The sequence below is a fragment of the Streptomyces sp. AHU1 genome (genome assembly GCF_045343905.1).
In the GTDB taxonomy this organism is placed as follows: domain Bacteria; phylum Actinomycetota; class Actinomycetes; order Streptomycetales; family Streptomycetaceae; genus Streptomyces; species Streptomyces triticiradicis.
Genome location: NZ_CP174284.1, coordinates 102,981 through 120,387, shown reverse-complemented (window position 1 = coordinate 120,387; position 17,407 = coordinate 102,981). Strand labels below are relative to the sequence as shown.

The 17,407-nt window shown below is 66.1% G+C and carries 15 protein-coding genes and 1 pseudogene; 4 read left to right on the top strand and 12 right to left on the bottom strand.

All coding sequences use genetic code 11. The annotated features are described in order from the left end of the window. Positions 1-28 precede the first annotated feature (28 nt). The 8 genes from ACICHK_RS41710 to ACICHK_RS41675 all read right to left on the bottom strand — a co-directional run bounded on the left by ACICHK_RS41710 (position 29) and on the right by ACICHK_RS41675 (position 6,616). Positions 29-1,138 carry a glycosyltransferase gene (locus tag ACICHK_RS41710; protein ID WP_406841534.1) on the bottom strand — a complete coding sequence of 370 codons (1,110 nt, stop codon included), beginning with the start codon at positions 1,136-1,138 and terminating at the stop codon, positions 29-31. Next, positions 1,135-2,211, bottom strand: a complete 1,077-nt coding sequence (locus tag ACICHK_RS41705; RefSeq protein WP_406841533.1) for a glycosyltransferase — start codon at positions 2,209-2,211, stop codon at positions 1,135-1,137. Before ACICHK_RS41705 ends, ACICHK_RS41710 begins: the two co-directional genes overlap by 4 nt. Next, on the bottom strand, positions 2,201-2,734 hold the full coding sequence (locus ACICHK_RS41700) for a tyrosine-protein phosphatase (protein WP_406841532.1): 534 nt from the start codon (positions 2,732-2,734) through the stop codon (positions 2,201-2,203). The genes ACICHK_RS41705 and ACICHK_RS41700 overlap by 11 nt, the downstream gene beginning before the upstream one ends. Next, entirely contained in the window at positions 2,724-3,212 is a 489-nt protein-coding gene (locus tag ACICHK_RS41695) for an NUDIX hydrolase (RefSeq protein ID WP_406841531.1), read from the bottom strand. Before ACICHK_RS41695 ends, ACICHK_RS41700 begins: the two co-directional genes overlap by 11 nt. Next, positions 3,209-3,850 carry a hypothetical protein gene (locus ACICHK_RS41690; RefSeq protein WP_406841530.1) on the bottom strand — a complete coding sequence of 214 codons (642 nt, stop codon included), beginning with the start codon at positions 3,848-3,850 and terminating at the stop codon, positions 3,209-3,211. The genes ACICHK_RS41695 and ACICHK_RS41690 overlap by 4 nt, the downstream gene beginning before the upstream one ends. Continuing rightward, positions 3,847-4,515: a hypothetical protein gene (locus ACICHK_RS41685; protein ID WP_406841529.1), complete on the bottom strand. Its 669-nt coding sequence runs from the start codon at positions 4,513-4,515 to the stop codon at positions 3,847-3,849. The genes ACICHK_RS41690 and ACICHK_RS41685 overlap by 4 nt, the downstream gene beginning before the upstream one ends. A 113-nt stretch (positions 4,516-4,628) precedes the next feature. Continuing rightward, positions 4,629-5,402: a GNAT family N-acetyltransferase gene (locus tag ACICHK_RS41680; protein ID WP_406841528.1), complete on the bottom strand. Its 774-nt coding sequence runs from the start codon at positions 5,400-5,402 to the stop codon at positions 4,629-4,631. Beyond that, positions 5,399-6,616 carry a M16 family metallopeptidase gene (locus tag ACICHK_RS41675; RefSeq protein ID WP_406841527.1) on the bottom strand — a complete coding sequence of 406 codons (1,218 nt, stop codon included), beginning with the start codon at positions 6,614-6,616 and terminating at the stop codon, positions 5,399-5,401. Before ACICHK_RS41675 ends, ACICHK_RS41680 begins: the two co-directional genes overlap by 4 nt. A gap of 406 nt (positions 6,617-7,022) precedes the next feature. Between ACICHK_RS41675 and ACICHK_RS41670 the strand changes: the two genes are divergently transcribed. Further along, positions 7,023-7,979, top strand: a complete 957-nt coding sequence (locus ACICHK_RS41670; protein ID WP_406841526.1) for a JmjC domain-containing protein — start codon at positions 7,023-7,025, stop codon at positions 7,977-7,979. Positions 7,980-8,252: 273 nt separating this feature from the next. After that, positions 8,253-8,384: a hypothetical protein gene (locus ACICHK_RS41665; RefSeq protein ID WP_406841525.1), complete on the top strand. Its 132-nt coding sequence runs from the start codon at positions 8,253-8,255 to the stop codon at positions 8,382-8,384. Between the two features lie 378 nt (positions 8,385-8,762). Here the strand turns inward: ACICHK_RS41665 and ACICHK_RS41660 are convergent, their stop codons facing one another. Next, a complete protein-coding gene (locus ACICHK_RS41660; protein ID WP_406841524.1) occupies positions 8,763-9,674 on the bottom strand; it encodes a hypothetical protein in 912 nt (303 codons plus the stop codon). Between the two features lie 1,242 nt (positions 9,675-10,916). On the opposite strand from ACICHK_RS41660, the gene ACICHK_RS41655 reads away from it, so the two are divergent. Beyond that, on the top strand, positions 10,917-11,261 hold the full coding sequence (locus tag ACICHK_RS41655; protein WP_406841523.1) for a DUF2750 domain-containing protein: 345 nt from the start codon (positions 10,917-10,919) through the stop codon (positions 11,259-11,261). On the opposite strand, the gene ACICHK_RS41650 is transcribed toward ACICHK_RS41655, so the two are convergent. From ACICHK_RS41650 to ACICHK_RS41640, 3 genes are all read right to left on the bottom strand, one after another. Continuing rightward, positions 11,258-12,087 (bottom strand): IS5 family transposase gene (locus ACICHK_RS41650; RefSeq protein WP_406841522.1). Its coding sequence is split into 2 segments (ribosomal slippage): positions 11,258-11,727 and positions 11,727-12,087, totalling 831 coding nucleotides; the frame shifts between segments, so codons are not numbered across the junction. The genes ACICHK_RS41655 and ACICHK_RS41650 overlap by 4 nt on opposite strands. A gap of 213 nt (positions 12,088-12,300) precedes the next feature. Continuing rightward, positions 12,301-15,093 (bottom strand): ATP-binding protein, encoded by a 2,793-nt coding sequence (locus ACICHK_RS41645; RefSeq protein WP_406841521.1) that lies wholly within the window; start codon positions 15,091-15,093, stop codon positions 12,301-12,303. Between the two features lie 913 nt (positions 15,094-16,006). Further along, complete coding sequence (locus tag ACICHK_RS41640; RefSeq protein ID WP_406841520.1) at positions 16,007-16,780, bottom strand: transposase; 774 nt, start codon at positions 16,778-16,780, stop codon at positions 16,007-16,009. A gap of 129 nt (positions 16,781-16,909) precedes the next feature. Between ACICHK_RS41640 and ACICHK_RS41635 the strand changes: the two are divergent. After that, a pseudogene (locus tag ACICHK_RS41635) lies at positions 16,910-17,357 on the top strand (transposase); the annotation flags it as partial. Positions 17,358-17,407 lie beyond the last annotated feature (50 nt).

Below are 17,407 nucleotides of genomic sequence, written 5' to 3'. Positions count from 1 at the left end.
TCTCCGGTGCGGTGGTGTGGGCGGGCCGCTATCGGGTGCGCGCGGTGCCCACACGGCCGAGATCGTCAAGTGGTGTGCGGTTCGGCGCCGTTGCCGGGAGGGTCCGGGCCGTCGTGCGGTCCGCCGCGTAGTGCGTGACGAAGCCGAGTCCGATGACCAGGTCGCGGACCGGTTTGACCAGCAGGTACGCCGCCTTGTCGCGCAGCGGCACGCCTCGCAGCTCACGGGTGTGGGCGCGGGTGTTGAGGACCACGGGCAGCAGCGCCCCGGCCGCGACCCACGGGTGCACGGTCGCGGCGGCCAGACAGGCCAGTGCCGTGGTCCAGGAGACCAGGGCCCGCCAGGGGCGCCACCGGCACCGTTCCCAGAACGCCGCCGTGTGCCGGGTCGCGCATCTGGCCATGCCCTTGCCCGAGTGCCACGACTTGCGCAGCAGGGTGGGCACGTCGAGTTCGTCGTAGTGGTCCACCTGGAGGCCGCCGAGGAACTGGACGGTCCAGCCGTGCCGACCTGCGCGCAGCTGGAAGTCGACGTCCTCGAAGGCAGTACGGGCGAACACCGGTCCGGTGAGACCGAGTTCCCTGGCCGCGGGCACGCTGACGATGATGTTGCCGCCGGCGCACAGGGCCTTCGGATCGACCACCTTGTCCGGGGCACCGGGCCGGGCCGCCAGGGCCAGTTTCCGCGAGGTCCGGGTCTCCAGCGTGCGCACTAGCGGTCCCACTCCGCTGGTCGGGGCCGGATGGCGGGGCCCGAAGAACAGGGCAGTGGGCAGCGGGTCCGCGCAGGCCTCGTACGCCGCCTGGGTCCATCCCGGCAGGGGCACGCAGTCGTCGTCGAGGAACGCCACGAACCTGTACGGCGCGGAGCGTTCGACGAGGAACTGGCGTGCCTCCCCGATGCGCATGGCACGCGGGGTCCCTATCACCTTCACGCCGTGCCGCTCGCACAGCGCGTCCAGGGTGCGGGCGGCGGGGCTCTCGGGGGCGCCGGTGTAGAGCACGACCACATCCCTCGCCGGGGCTCCGTCCGCACATAGTGCGGCCAGCACCTGGGACAGGACCGGTTCGGGGACTGTGTGGGTGACCACGGACACCAGCAGTTCGTCCTGCGGGCGCTCGGTGGCGCGGGCGTTCATCGGCAGGTCCCGATCGCGGCGAGCAGCCGGTCGACGACCCGGCCGACGGTGTCGGCGGCTGCGGCTTGGATGGCCGCGGCACTCATCCGGCGCAGACGTTCCTCGTCGAGCAGGAGCGCGACCGTCTCCGCCACGAAGCGGTCCTCGACGGCCGGGTCGGTGATCTCGCCGTCCACCAGTATGCCGGTGACGCCGTGGTCGACCCGCTCGCGCAGCGCCGCGACCGAGGAGAGCACCGGCACCGTGCCGAGTGCCACGCACTCCAGCGCGCTGATGCAGCACATCTCCTCGTACGCGGTCGGGTAGAGCATGACCTCGCTCTCCCGGATGATCTGCGCGTAACGGTCGCGGGGTACCGGTCCGAGGCGGGTGACGCCGTCGACGGGTGCGGTGAGTTCGGGGACCTCGTTCGCGGTCATGGCTCCCGCCTGCTGGGCCGAGTACCCCCACAGTTCGTAGCCGCCGAGGACGGTCAGCCGCGCCTGGGGGACCTGTTCGCGGATCCGGGGCCACAGGCGCAGCAGCCCGGCAAGGCCGCGGTAGGGAGCGGCCATGTGCACGCACTGGAAGCGGCGGCGTTCGATGCCGTACGTGTCCGGCAGCGCGTGGCCGAGGTTGTCCACGTGGTAGCCGTGGCGGGGGGTCAGGAGCGGTGCGTAGCGGTCGTGTGCCGCGTGCGAGCCGACGAGTGCCAGGTCGCACGCGTCCGCGGCCTGAAGGGCTTCGACGCCGGGGGTCTTGCGGTCGCCGACGAACAGCACCCGCAGTGTTCCGGCGGGCGCGTTCAGCAGGGGTGCGCCGTCTCGGAAGGCGATGAGAATGTCGGCACCGGCGGGGCCGTGATACTGCTCGCGGCCCAGCCAGCCGGTGGCCGGCAGGTCGGCCATGCCGGTGTCGTGGTCGGTGCCCTCGCCATCGTCCGGACCGCCGAGCACGATCCGGATGTCGATGCCGCGGGCTCGTAGTTCGCGCCACCAGAGCACGAGGGTGGCTTCGTTGCCGCCGAGGCCGCGTCCGTCGAGGTCGGCAGGGTTGAACCAGGAGGTTCCGGGGGCGATCAGATCAACGCGCATGCCCGGTACCTTCGTTCGTGGTGCTTGGTGGGCGGGGAGTAATGATGTCGGGGGTGGTGGTAGGGGCGCGGTGGGCGTAGGAGGTGAGTACGTCCATCGCGTCCTGGCGGGGCAGGCGTACGCCTCTGGCCCGGTAGCGCCGCAGCGCCTCGTTGAGCGTGCCAGTGTGGCGCAGCAGCAGGGCGAGTGCGACGACTCCGGTGCGGTCCAGGCCGAGCGTGCAGTGCACGAGTGTGCGTTCCCGGGCTGCGAGGACGGAAATTTCCTGGACCAGGCTGTCCAGCAGGGTCACCGGTGCCTTGGACTCCCAGTAGGTGAAGGGCCGGTGCAGTACCCGTAGCGGCGGCGTTGCCGCGCGGGCGTACACGTCGGCGTCCAGCGGCGTGCGGGACAGGCTGACTACGGTGATCGGGCCGGGCGGCAGTTCCCAGGCCTCGGTGCGGGCGCCGGCCACGAGCAGGTTCGGCAGGACCGGCCAGGCGCGGTCCGCGGTGCTCGTACCGGCGAGCGATTCAGTCGGCATACACCGCCTCCGAGTCCGTGGCGGCCAGCCGGACACCCAGGTCGCGGTGGGCGACCTCGGCGGCGGTTTTGGCCTGTGCGGAGCCGTGGGCGCCCCAGTCGAGCAGTGCGGGGGCGTTCTCGATCGGCGTCATCAGCCGCCGGTAGACGCGCCCGGTCGACTCGTCGGGGGCTCGGTCGAGGAAGCGGGTGATCCTGGCGGCCATGCGGACCTGCGCGTAGGGTTCGGCGCCGGGGTCCTGCACCAGGACGTAGCCCATGTAGGCCGCTGCCCCGATCTCTACCTGGCTCTCCTCGACGCATTCGCGTGCGAGGGTCTGCTGGAAGTCCTCACCGGCCTCCGGCTTTCCGCCGGGCAGGTTGTGGCGTCCGAGGTCGTCCTGGACCAGGACGCGTCCCTCGTTGTCGAAGAGGAAGCCGTAGACCTGGCGTACCCGCAGGTCGTCGGGGACCTGGGCCGCGATCCAATGTGCCTTCATGTTCTCGCTTCCATGCGTCGGCTGACCATGCGCTGGTCGATGAGTGCGGTGATCCGGTCGACCACGTCTTGGTGGTCGTCCCCGGTGTTGTCGATGAATGTGTATCCGGCGCGTTTTGCCAGTTGCCGCAGTTCGGTCTCCAGCCTTTCCTCGAAGGGCTGTTGGCCGGGAGAGAAGCGGTGCTCGTCGCGCTCGTCGCGTTGTCCCGAGGCGCGGTAGCGGCGCTGGCGCCGGTCGAGCGGGCAGTCCAGGTAGATCCACAGGTCCACCTGCCGGCGCAGCTGGCGGGCGAGCCGTGCGGCGATCCAGCCGAGCACCGGCCGGTCGCTCGCCCGGTCGTAGGCCAGCACCCGGTGGATGTAGCTCTGCTGGATGAGCACCCCGCCCTTGCCGCGTCCGCTGTGCGCTGCGGGGAACAGGTCGGCCACGTAGGCCGCGTGATACACGGCGCTGCGCAGCAGCGACGGCAGCCGCCGGGCCTGGTAGACGGTGTCGACGAGCCGGTCCATGGCGCCGCCGGACAGGCATGTCGTGGACTCCGTGACCGCAGTGCCTGCCGCGGTAAGCCGTTGGCCGACCTCCCGGCAGATCGTGGTCTTGCCCGCGAAGTCCAGTCCTTCCACTACTACAGTGATCACCGGAAGGCCTCCTTGCGGTGCTTCTCGCGATCTCCGCCGCGGCTGCCTTTGCCGTCGCTGAGCAGTTGGGTGACGTGCTCGGTGATCTGCTCGGTGATCAGCTCGGTCGAGTGGCGCGAGGTGTCGAAGGTGAGAACCCGGCGGTGCCGGCGTCCGGCCATTGCCAGTGCCGTCATGAAGTCGTCATGGAACTTCTCGCTGAGTACGGACAGCCGGTCGATGGAGTTGGCCCCCACACGTCTGCTCAGCCGCTCCCTGCGCACATGCAGGGGGGCGCCGAGGTAGACCGCGAGGTCGAAGCCGACGAACATCCCGGGGGTGCGCAGGGCGAGCCTGGCTGCCGGCCAGGGGCCGCTTGCGTATCCGTAGGCCAGGCAGCGGTCCACGTAGGACTCCTGGACGAGCAGCCCGCGCCGCTCCCAGCCACGCGCTCCGCCCAGTGCCTTGTCCAGTACGCAGCCTGCGAGGTACGAGGTGTTGAGCAGGGCACTCATGGGGTGGTCGGGTGCCTTGACGGTGTCCAGCGGGCTGGTGAGGGGGTTGTGGGGTGCGAGGAATCCGCGATGGTGGATGGGCCGGAGGTTCCGTTCCTCCAAGGCCGTGGTCAGCCGGGCCGCCAGCGTGGACTTTCCGGACAGGTCCAGTCCGTCGATGAGTATCCGCATGGGGTCCTGTCACCTCCGCTCTCTGGCCGAGGGATTGGCCGTCGTGTTCATCGCTGTCCGCTGACGGGGCACGGCCGGTGCGTGCCGGCGGCGGCGGCCGGTCAAGTGGGCGGTCACCATGTGCTCTCCCAGAAAGCGTGGTCGACGGACCAGCCGCTGCGCAGCAGTGACTGGAGCACCGTGTCGGCCTGACGGGCCGCTGCGGGTTCATGGGGGTGCACCACGTGTCCGCACAGCCGTCGTTCCCCGGTGGCGTCCGCGATGGCGGCGACCAGTGCGGAGGTGGCGGCGCGCCGGTGCTCCGCGTCGTCGATCAGGATGTCCACGAGTTCGGCGAACGCCTCGCCGGTGACCTCGTCCCGCTCGTCGGTGAGCACCGTGCCGTGTCCTACGGGTTCGCCTGCCACCTCGGCGATGAACGACAGGCGGCCGTGGTTGGCCATGGTGTCCGCGATGCCGGAGTGCTCGGCGTCCACCTCCTGGCCGGGGTAGGCGTTGCGGAACGCTTGGACCAGCCAGTCGCGGACAAGAGTGGCGTCGGCGGGCCGGGCGGCGCGTACACGCACCACCGGGTCGGCGGGCGCGGGATCCGGGCGGCGGTCGTGACGGACGTAGGTGAAGCGGGGCCGCCATGGCTGCGGAAGCGGCACACCGTCCGGTACCCGCAGGAGAACCGCCTCGGCCTGCCCATGCCGTTCACGAAGACGGTCGCGCAGGGCGTCGAGTGCCTCGGGGTTGCCGGGCAGCCCGGGGTCGCAGTACTCGACGAGGAGCTGCGGGCGTCCGGAGACGGGGTCGTCGTACTTGTCGGCTACATACTGGTGGCCGAGGATCTCGTCGAGCAGACCGGCCTGGCGGGCCCGCTCCAGATAGGCCTGGGTACTCACTGGGCCACCGGACTGGCCACGGCCCGCAGGCCGTCCCGGACCTGGGCGGCGGCGCGCCGCACTCCGTCGGCGTCCACCGCGTCGATGTGGGCGACTTCGTCGGCGGGCGACCATGTTCCGGGGCCGCCGCCGCGCATGGCCAGATAGCGCGCGCACTCCAGCGGGGAGTCGACCGAGGTGAGGACCCGCATACGTTCCTGACGGCGGGCGGAGACCAGGTCGTCGGGGTCGGGGCCGTGCGTGGCGATCTCGTCCAGAACGGAGCGGATCACATCGAGCGCGGCTTCGCCGTTGCCCGGCTCCACGCCGGCCAGGACGCGCCAGGCGCCGGTGTCGGCGTATCCCCGGTTCCACGACTGGAAGGTGTAGGCGAGCCCGGCTTCCCCGCGCAGCCTGCGGTAGAGCACCGACGAGGGGCTGGATCCGAGCAGTTGGGCGAGCACGTTGAAGGTCGGGCGCAGCGGGTCGTGGTTCGCCACCGACCGCGCGCCTGCGCACACCCAGGTGAACTTGTCCGCCCACTGGACCGGGGCGGCTGGCTCCGGCGGTGGCGAAGCGGGCGGTGTCCACGGCGATGTGCCGATCGCGGCGAGCGTTCGCGGATCGATGCCGGCCACCACCGGGTCGACGGTCTTCGGGAGCGCGGGGCCCACCACGATCACCGACAGCGGCGCGGTCAGCAGACGCTGTCCGTGCGCCGCCGCGACGGACGCGGTGTCGCACCGCTCGACGTCGGCCTTGGTGCCGGCGACGGGGCGGCCCAGCGGGTGGTTGGGAAAGAGGTGTGCGAGGAACTCGTCCTGCACGACGTCGCTGTCGTCCGCGGCCGCGACGGCGAGTTCCTGGAAGACCGCGCGCTTCTCCCGCTCCAGGACGTCGTCGCTCCAACTCGGCTCCAGGACCGCCTGGTAGAGCAGGCTGGTCACCTCGTCGGCGTCGTCCGGGTGCACCTGCGCGTAGAAGAGCATGCGGTCGAGACCGGTCTCCGCGTTGGCGTGGCCGCCGAGTCGCTCGACATGCTCGCTGAGCGACGGGACGGTCCCGACGGGCGTCGACATCAGCACGTGCTCCAGGACGTGGGCGAGTCCGCACTGCCCCACCGGGTCCTGCTGGGCACCGTACTTCGACGCCAGGCAGATGGTGGTGGTGCTCAACCGCTCATCGATCAGAGTGACGACCGGTATCGGGCCCTCCACCGTTCTGAACTGATGCACAACAGCCCTCCCTGCAGACCTGTGGAATTCACTTTCGGCAAGCAGGTATGCCGCCACCCGAAGGTGGCGGCATACCTGGCTACATCACTTCTCAGCGGTCCTGCGGCTTTACCTTGTCGAGACGCGGACGCAGGATCGCGGCGTGCTTGGCCATTTTTCCTCCTGAATTGTTGCTGCAACTGTTCGAACGAGAGCAAACATAGGCGGCTCCGCGCCGGATCGGCAATACCGTTTTCCGTATTCCGCAATCAAACTCCGGACAGAGTCACAGCTCAGGCGACCGAGGGCCATTGAACACTGCTGAACACCAACGATTCTGCGGGATTCAGAAAGAACGGGTCAGGCGAGGCGACAAGTCCATTAGGCTGGCCCTTCATTTGACTACCGGGAAGGTGCGGCGCCATTCATGACGGCACGAATACTTGACCAGTTGGTTGGCGATGCGGACTCCTTCTGGTCCTACTGGAGAAATCGTCCCGGTTCCTTCACGCCCGGAGCCGGACTGCGCAGCCCCTTCACTCTCGCCGACCTCGACGCGGCACTTGCGGGCGGGCTTTTCCGGGAGCCGTACATCGAGTTGTGGCGGGACGGCCGACGGCTGCCGGCCACGGATTTCACCTCGTCCCGGACCGTCGGGCTGCAGACGCCGGGCGGATTCGCCGACGGGGCGAGGATCCACGCGCTCGTGAACGACGGCGCGACGGTGCTGCTGCGCTGCATCGACCAGTGGCATGGGCCGACCCGCGACATGCTGAGCGTTCTCGCTAGTGAACTCGGCCGGGCCATCGAGGCGTTCTACTTCGTGACCCCGGCTGGGCAGCCGGGGCTCCCCCTGCACCGGGACGACGGCGATGTGCTGGTCCTCCAGGTCGCCGGGAGCAAGAGCTGGAACGTCCACGAGGGGCCGGTCTCCGCCGACTGGCGGGCCGGGCGGGTGACGGCCGACGAACCGCAGCCCGCCGAGCTGTTCCGCACCGTGCTCCAGCCCGGCCAGGTTCTCTACATCCCGCGTGGCTTCGCGCACTGTGCGACCGGACAGGACGGGCTGTCCGCGCATCTGTCCCTGGCCGTGCGGGAGATCGGGGTGCCCGACCTGTCCGGAAGCCTCAAGGAGTGCGTGTTCTCCGACGGCGGCGCCGGGGCCGGTGGCATGGAGCCACTGCCCCTCTCGGACGACGCGATCACCGCGGCGGCGACGGAGCTGCTGGAGAGCGCCCGCCAGCAGCTTGCGGCCCTGACCCCGGACGGCTTGGTTGCGCACGCCCGAGAACGGCGTCTGGCCGGGATGCCGCAGTCGTCGCTGGGGGCGTCGCTCTCTGACCTGGCTTCGGCATGGCCGGGAGCCGCGCCGCCGGGAGCATGACGGGCGTAGTCGGGCAGGGATGAACGTGGACGGCAGCTGCCACGTTCATGCTCTGTAGATCGGGAACGGTCTCTCACCGGCAGCGAGTGGCGTCTAGTGACCTGAGTCAGAGATCTCCTGCTAGATCTCCGCGACGCTTTCGCCTCCTGGGCCGGATCGATCGCCTGCCTCGCACGGGAGGGGCCAGGGCAATCAAACGTCGTATCTAGCGAAAAATCTCTGACTCAGGTCACTAGCACCTGACCTGCAGTCACTCCCCGTTGAGGGGCCGCCATGATCGATGCCGGCGTCATCCACCAACTTCAGGGCCGCAATCCGGACCATCAGCCCTTCTGTACCTATCTCCGCAACCTCCTATCGGACTACGCCGACATGGCCCTCGAACAAGCTGATCACGATTGGTGATCGGAGGGTGCCAACTAACCTGCATCACTTTTGTCAACTACAAGGCGTCACAGGTCCTCTGACCAGTTGGTAGCCACTGCCGATCCTTGCCAACCAGCCTGCGTCGTCACAGCAGGGCAGCTGAGCTGGTGCGCAATCTGGCAGCCGACGGCCGATGCGGCGGCACCACAGAAGAGCTAACAATCGGCGAAGGCTCTCTCCTGTTGCCAGCGCCCCCGCTCAGTAGATGGCAAGCCGCCCTGGCGAGGTTTGCGCCCTCGGCCGGCGCGGTGGCCATTCCTAGCCATCTCACCGAAGGCCAGCAGCGACGGCCAGCCCGGAGCCGGCGCCCGATGCCGGGTCGTAGCCTGGTGGCCGCACATGAGCAGGCCCGCGCTGCTATCGCGCCGTGCGGAGGTCCTGAATCCACGCGCCGATGATGCAGTCGCCCGCAGTCACGCCAGCTGGATCAGCGGCGAGGTCCCAGACGGCCACGGTGGAGAAAGTTCTGCTGACCACGGCGTCGCCCTGTAGCTCGTCTGTCCCGTCGCCATCGGGGCGACTGCAGACCAAGGAGGCCGAGAGGCTAGCCTCGAAGGCGCCACCGAAGGTGAACTCGATCGCGTCGGCGAAGCGACGGAAGTCGAACGAGTCCACACTGATCGTGACGAAGCCGCCGGTGGGCTCCCCTGCTGCGATTGGATCCTGCGACTCCAGAGCCTCAAACGCGGCGGTCACCCGGTCGCAAACCTCCTCGACCAGCTGTACGACTGGTTCGTTGAGCACGTCATTGAGACTTGACTCGCATACCTCCTCAAGCAAGGCCACCGCGGTGCGCGCTCGATTGTCCAGAGCCACATCGACGCGTTGGTAGTCGCCCAGCTCCGCTCGGACCGCCACCTCCACCAAGCGGAAGGAGCGGTAAGCCTCCAGTCCTTGGTCTGTCATCGCCAGAATTTGGACGACCGCAGGGGCGTGTTCCAAGAACTCCTTCCTGATGCCAGGATCGCTGAGATCGGCGGTAGCCGCTTGCAGCAGATGTTCGGCCACCTTGCCGGACTGACCGAACTTCCGCACGTGCGCGATGACCCCGGGGCGGCGCTTGTGGGCGGCCTTCAGCCGGGTGAGCACAATGGGTGCTTCGTACGTGGCGTTGCCTTTGCTCTCCAGCCCGTTGCACGGGATGCAGATCGGGGCGAGGTTGCACGGATCGTACAGATCGAAGTCGATCGGCAGGCCGTACAAGCCCCTGAGTTCCTGCAGGCGAGCAGGGCTGATGTCTTGGGGGATGATGTGGTTGATCTGGTTCACGTTGAACTCAACAAGCTTTCCGCACCAGTAGCACCTCCAACTCCAGGCCTGCCACAGCGCCAGCCGCAGGATCCTCTTGGCGCCTCCCTAGCGGTAGCGGACGCTGCCACTGCCATTGCGATCCATGCTGTTCCCCTGGCTCTTGCTGCGAATGGGGCGGTTGTACCGCAAGCCATGAGGATGTGCTGGAATACTCAGCAGCAGCTGGCCGGTGCCCAGAGAGCTGGACAGAACGACCAATCAGGCAGAGGACCGGGCCCGGCGACCTGGAAACCCAGCGGACTCGAGCGCTGTCGGTGACCATCTTCAGGCATTGGACCCCGTCGCAGGCCGGTCTCTTCTACTGTGCCCCGGCGCCTGTCCCGGGTCGGAGCGCGGATCCCGCCCTCGGCGCAGGAGGTCGATTCCCTGTTCACCGCCTGGCGTTCCACCTGCCCGGCCTGCGAGGACAGCGTTCCTGTCAGCGGCGCGAGACTACGTGATGGCGTCGCTGTGGCGGCGCCTGGGCCCGCGCATCAACGAGACCCGTCTGGCCGCGCGCGGGGGACTGGTACCCGCAGGTGGGTACTCACGGGATTCTCCACGTGTGCTGCGGGAAAGGAGCCAGGGGTAGCGGACCGTGCGAGCGGCTGGTGCCGGCCATCGACGGCACCGACCGGCTGCTGGCATGGGGCTGACTCAGGTGCGCCCGCAGTTCGGCGACAAGGCGGTCGACGGGCAGGCCGTACTGCTGCCCAGCCGCCAGCACACCTTCGAAGGCAGGCGACGTTGCTCTACCGAGGGGCCCTGCCGTCCGCCGTGGCGGCATCGCTGTACGACTTGACGTGCCGGTGCCAAGCTGAGGGGCGGTGGTAGAGGTGGCGGTTAAGGGCGATGCCTCGCGTTTCCTTGTGAAGGCCGGTGAACAGATTGCCGCCATGGGCACCGTCACCTTGCTACGACCCTGAACAGCACCCGGCCCGTGGACCGTCGTCCAGCGCAGCGGCTGGGTCATGCGGTAGGCCGCGCTTGCCCGCGTCACCGACGGCGCTGGTCACGCCCTTGTCGAGTTCACCGCGCTCCTTGGCCGCATCGTTGAACAATCCGTCACCGGCCGTGCAGTCAAGGTTGGACTCGGTGGGGATGGTGGAAACGACGTGTTTCCTATGGAAAGGGGGCTGGTTGCGTCTTGCTCGCAGAGCAAGTACGGGCAATAAGAACTCCTAACGAAATGAGCGGCGGGGAACGCTAGGATCGGCGGCCATGAGTCAGAGTGGTTCGCAAGCGGCAGCATTCTTTAAAGACGTCCGTCAAAGCGGAGTTGTCTGGCTTGTCCGGGATGACGACGGAAGTCCGACTCACCTCTCCTCGGACGGCACGCGAAGCCTTCCTTTCTGGTCGACCTCGGCACGCGCCCAAAGGGCAGCGAAGATCTGGGGGCATGAGCTACGCGTCGAATCCATGCCCTTGAATGCCTGGCGCGATCGCGAACTGCCCGATGTCGCCCGGGACGGACTCAAGATCGGCATCAACTGGAGCGGGCCACGCCTGGTCGGCTGGAGCTTCACCCCCATGGAAGTTCTCAACCGGCTGGCGGCGGTTGACTAGCCCACGGCATCGCTCGCCAGGGCGCGCAGTCGCCGCCAGCAGATGAGTGCGCATCCGAGGGTGAGGAATGCTTCGTGGATGTCGTCGCGGATCTCCCAGCGGATCCGTAGGCGGCGAAACCAGTGCAGGTGGGCGAAGGCGCGTTCCACGACCCAGCGTTGAGTGCCCAGCCCGGAGCTGTGTTCGGTGCCGCGGCGGGCGATCAGTGGCTTCACGCCGAGGTCCCGGACCAGGCGCCGGTACTTGTCGTGGTCGTAGCCGCGGTCGCCCAGCACCACCTTGGGGTGGCGCCGGGGCCGGCCGCGCTTGCCACGCACGGACGGCACAGCCTGAAGGAGCGGGATCAACTGGGTGACGTCATTGCGGTTGCCGCCGGTCAGCGTGGCGGCCAGCGGGATACCGCTGGCGTCGGTGATCAGGTGGTGTTTACTGCCCGTCCTGCCCCGGTCAATGGGACTTCGTCCCGTCTTGGCTCCCCCTTTAGCGCCCGGATGTGGGAGCCGTCGACGGCCGCCCGGGAGAAGTCCAGTGCGTTCGCGCCGCGCAGCCTGGCGAGGAGGACTTCGTGCCGCCGGGGCCGCACGTCGGCCTCGGTCCACTTGGCCAGGCGTCGCCAGCAGGTCATGCCCGACCCGAACCCCAGTTCCTGCGGCAGATGCTCCCAGGCGATCCCGGTGTGCAGCACGAACAGGATGCCCTGGAACACCAGCCGGTCCGGATGCCGCTTGCGACCCGGATGCCGGACCCGACGCTCGACTCTGGGCAGCAGCGGCTCGATCACCGCCCACAACTCGTCGTCGACTTCCCACGGCTTCGGCCGAGCCACCCCACACCCCCGAATCAACGCTCCCGGAGCGATTCAACCACCTCGAAGATCATTTCGTTAGGAGTTCTTAACGCGGCGCTCGAAGCGTCCTGCTGAGAGCACTGGCTCGATCAACTCTCAACGAGCTGTTCGTAGATCACCTGCCCCCGAGCTAAAAGTGACTACCAATACCGCGATCTGTCGTTCAACTGGTGGCTTTACAAGCCGTATCCGTCACAGTTGCTTGAGCATCTCCGCGAGTTGACTACGAGCAGTCACGCCTAGTTTTGGGAACAGCCGATAGAGATGGGAGCCAACAGTCCTCGGCGAAAGGTACAAAAGCTCACCAATCTGCCGGTTCGACAAACCTTCAGCCGCAAGACGGGCAATCTGCATCTCCTGGTCTGTCAACTCGACTGCCGTGATGCGCTGCTGTGTGTTCGTGCTCATGCGTTCGCCGGCAGCACGTAGTTCCTCACGCGCTATCTGCAGCCAAGGCACTGCACCGATCGCTTCGAAGGATGCCGCCGCGGCGCGCAGTGGTGCCCGCCATTCCGTGCCGCGACGGCGTCGACGCAGCCAGCTGCCGTAAGCCAGCTCAAGTCGCGCACGCGGCCATGGCCAACGCGCAAGATCTCTTCTCAGAGCGCGCTGGTAGAGCTCCTCTGCGCACGCGTCATCGGCAAGGACTGCTTCTGCGTACTCCTGATTGATACGTAGTAGCGCGGCCTGGGAGTCTTCGTACCTCTGTTGTATCGACCTGAGTAGAGGTCTGGCCTCGTCAATCCTTCCACTGCGAACCGCTGCATCCGCAAGAAAGCCGATCGCACCATAGCTCTCCCGGTCATCCCAGAACGGGCTGTCCTTGTCAAAGAGGGATTGCAGTACGTCATAGGATTCCTCTGCCCTGTCATTCAACAGCAGGGCAATACCTCGAACCAATTCTGCGCAGGCCAGTAGGTCATTCATTCCTTTCGGACCCACCTGAGCTTCAACCTCATCAGCCAAGCGGAGTGCTTCTGCCGTATCTCCTTGGAAGACTGCCACCTTGGCATCACCAACTAGTGTGCCAACTGACCAGATGGGTTGGCCTGTATCGAGAGCAAGCCGGTGGCCCTCGGCTGCTGCTTGAGCAGCCATACGCCAGTCACCCAAATCCAGACGGACCTGTACCTGCATTCCGAGAACATGGGGGAGAAGTCCCAGGCGGCCTTGAGAGCGCAGTCGCGTCTCGGCACGGTCCAGGAACTCTGCAGCGAAAGCCTGCTCACCCACAGCATGAGCTGCCTGGCCAAGGAGCAACAACCCGTCGGCGTCTACATTTAGCTCCACATCCTGGAGGGCTTCAAGCACTATTTCGCGGACGGTGGCTCCCTCCCGGACGGGAGATGCCACTGCAATTGCGGCGACGTACCGTGGATCCTTGGCCGAGTCCCTCAGACTCCGAGTGACAGAAACAACCCTCTCCCTGGCCTCCTCGCCTGTGTAAGCCCACCAGCAGCGCAACGCGGCACCTTGCAGCAGGTTAAGGGCAAGCGAAAACTCGCCCGCTTCGGCCGATCGCTCAGCCAAGGCGCAAAGTTCAAAGACGGGAATGGGATCACCGGGAACACCGTCCTCGAATATCTCTTCCAGCCACCTCATCCGAGCGCGTTGAAGTTGTCTCAGGTCTTCTCTCGCTGCTGCGTCGAGCAGACGGCGCACGAGATCTGCTCGGCCAAGCCCGAAGCCTTGCTCAGCCGCGAGTAAAAGTCTTCTTCCCGCGTCGGCAGACTCGGGAGACAATTCTGCTGCTCTCCTCAGCATCTGAATTGCCGTCAAACTTGATCCGCGTTGGATTGCTTGAAGGTGATTAGCCTCCAGACGAGCCGCGACATCCTCGTCCGGTGTGTCGAGGGCGAGCGCTTCGTGCCAGGTTGCTCTCATGGTGTCCGTCTCTAGCAGCTGTGCAAGCGCTCTGTGTGCTGCAAACAGCCTTTCCCGTCCGACAGCCTGCAGGATGCCGGACCTCACCAGGGGATGACGAAACCGGACACGGAAGTTATCCAATTGCACGAGGCCGGCTGTCACGGCAGGTTGCAAGTCGTCTGCTGTCACGGACTGCCGTGACAGGGTGGTCGCACCTGCCAGGATCTCAGCAAGTTGGTCACCAGAGTTGACGGCAGCGATCAAGACGAGGTCCTGTGCCAGCCCGGGCAGATCACGCAGCCGGCCGAAGAAGGCGCGTTCCAATCGTGACGTCAAAGGAATGCCGTCATCAAGATCACTTCTTTTCGACTGCTGTTGTGAGCCACTGCCCGTCCATGCAGAACCCACCTCCACCAGTGCAAGCGGGTTGCCCTGCGCGAGTTGGAGAATCGTGTTTTTGACTGCGGTGGGAAGATCACCACGCAACTTGTGCAATAGCGCTGTCGCATCTTCCTGTTTCAGAGCCGTCAAGTCGACTCTGGGTAGTCCCGCAGGAACAGGTCGCTCTCCTGAGTGCGTGCGAGATGTTGCCAGCAGAACGATGGGGTCGTGGCCAAGGCGGCGAGCAACGAAGGCCAGAGCTTCGGCACTGGCCTGATCAACCCACTGCAAGTCATCGATACAGATGAGCAGAGGTTGCTCGGCGGCACGCTCGGCAAGGAGGTTGAGGACAGCCAAAGCGACAAGGAACGGCTGCGGGGCCACATCCTTGCGTAGTCCGAGTGCAGTAAGCAGGGCCCGACTCTGTGCTGATGGAAGGGCGTCGACAGCATCGAGGGCTTCAGACAGCAGCTGTTGCAGGCCATGGAAGGGAGTGTCGACCGAGGTCTCTGATCCCGACACGGCAAGCACGCGATAGCCGGACTCGGAGGCCATGTGATCAGCTGCCATCAGCAGACTTGTCTTACCGATGCCGGGTTCCCCTCCCAGGACCAGCGCTCCGCCGCCTTGGCTGGTGAGCAGGTCGCTCATCATCGCCAGCACAGCACCCCTGCCGAGCAGCTCTTGCGCCGGGACGTCGGGGGAAGCCGTCGCGGAGTTTCGTTCATTTCCTCGCATGCAAGGATCATAAAGAAAGAACAGTGACCGAATAGACACAGAAGTGTTTCCTGGTGCTTCATCTCACCATTCGGTATCGCCCTGCCGATCCAGTCGCCTACGAGGCATCCAGTTTTGCGAACGGGAACATCGGGCCGCGCCCTGGCGCCTGCGTTCGCAGCTCTCTCGCCCTCCAAGTAATCAAAAATTCTATGAATTTAAATAGGTGAGAAATAGGCAATACCCAAAGCTGCCGCTTCGACCCAAAAGGGCAGCCACGTTGCGTTAGCAGAGGCCATGGCCCTTGCCACACGCTCCCACTGCGGCGCGGCGTCACTGCCGACCTAGGGCTTACGAGAAGGTCTTCGGACACCCCGAGTCGGAGCAGATTTTATAAAAGCGCGCCCGAGCCTTCACCTCAACGCACGGAAAAGAATCGCCGAATTAACACAAATGATCGCCCAGCCGGATGCATTTTAATTTGATGAAACCGCACTAGATATTTGCGCTATTGGGAGAATCGAAAAATGGCGACATAGCCATGTGTCGTATCATCATGCGTCCTCCCTCTCGGCAGGCGATCTGCTGGAGAAGAGAACTACCTTATCCGCCGGGATTTATTTTCCTGAAGCGGGGAATCCAGAGCCGGGGCAGAGACACCCGCAGATTCCTATCCACCTGTTCCGGGATGTTCCATGCTGTCGATACTCCCACCATCTCTTCCGTGGAGCCCATCTGTCGGCGTACGCGCTACTACGCGTGCACACACGGCAGCGACGAACAGCGGTGGTCACGATGAGGCCTTCATCAGGCGCTCGTTCACCTTCGACACCCTACGATCCGTCGGCAATCTCGATCTTCAGTCAACTGACTGATCCTAGAGGTTGTCCCGTAAATGCCCTGGGGCATGCAGGTTGACCTGCTTGTTTGTCTCTCATCCGGTGAGGGTGAGGTTGTGCAGGCGGGCGATGCCGAGCATGGCGTGGTGGACTCCGGCGCCTCTGAGGCGGCAGTCGCGGAGGATCTTCCAGGTCTTCATGCGGGCGAAGGTGTGCTCGACGCGGGCGCGGACCTTGCGGTGGGAGGCGTTGTGATCCTCCTTCCAGAAGGGCAGTTCCTCGTCCTTGTGTCGGCGGTAGTGAGGGATGGTCAGGCCGGTGCCCCGGTAGCCGCCGTCGGCGATCACCGCGGGGGTGGTACCGACAGCGGCTTTCGCGCCGGAGTCCTCCCAGGCCCGGCAGTCGTTGCGGTTGCCGGGCAGCGGTGCGCCGACGGCGACGATTAGGCGGGTGTCGGCGTCGATGACGACCTGGTGGTTGGTGGAGTAGCGGTAGTTCTTGCTCGAGGCGGCCACGGCTCGGTCCCGGGTGGGCACGAGCGTGCCATCCACGATCAATACGGTGTTTGTGCGGAACCGCCGTCGGGGCTGGAGTGCGAGAGCCGGCCCGAGGTGGTCGACGATCCGGTCGGCCGCCGACTTCGAGACGCCGAACAACGGCGCCAGCTGGCGCAGGGTGAGGTTGGTGCGCCAGTACGCGGCCACCAGCAGTACCCGCTCCTGAAGTGGCAGCGACCACGGCCGGCCCTTGCCGACCGGGTCGGCTCCCTCACGCCGCAGCGTGGTGATCAGCTTGTTGAACTGCCGCGGGCTCAGCCCGGTGAACGGGCCTATCCAGGAGGGTTCCGACGCCGTGATCACACCAGCCACAGCAAGATCATCTCACCTTTGACCAGCAGTTACGGGACAACCTCTAGAGGGTTCTTCGAGACTGACATCCAGGCAGGTGTCGTTCCTCGGGCTTGAGGCGTTTCGACCCACGTACCAGGGCTCGCGAGTCCCTCGGCCTGCGTGATCGACACGCAAAGCGTCAAGGCTTCCACCAGCGTCCCTGCCAGCAGCAAGGGCATCTATGCAGGCAAGCAGATCGTGGGACGCAAACTCAGCATCATCACCGACACCCTCAGCCTTCTGCTCGCCGTCGCCGTCACCGCCGCCAGCGTCCACAAGTCCGCCGCCGGCACCCACCTCCTCAACCAGATCCACCGACGCCACCCCACCACCACCAAAGCCTGGGCAACAACGGCTACAAGACCAAAGCCCTCGAACACACAGCCCACCTCGGCATCTACCTCGAAATCGTCCAGCGTGATCCCGCCGTCCGCTACTTCCACGTCCAGCCCCGCCGCTGGGTCATCGAACGCACCCTCGGTCGGCTCATGCACCACCGCCGCCTGGCCCACGACTACGAAACCCAGCCCACCGATCAACCGCCATGATCCAACTAGTGACCTGGGTCAGAGATTCTCTTGCAGTAGGCGGCGACCTTATCGAGGA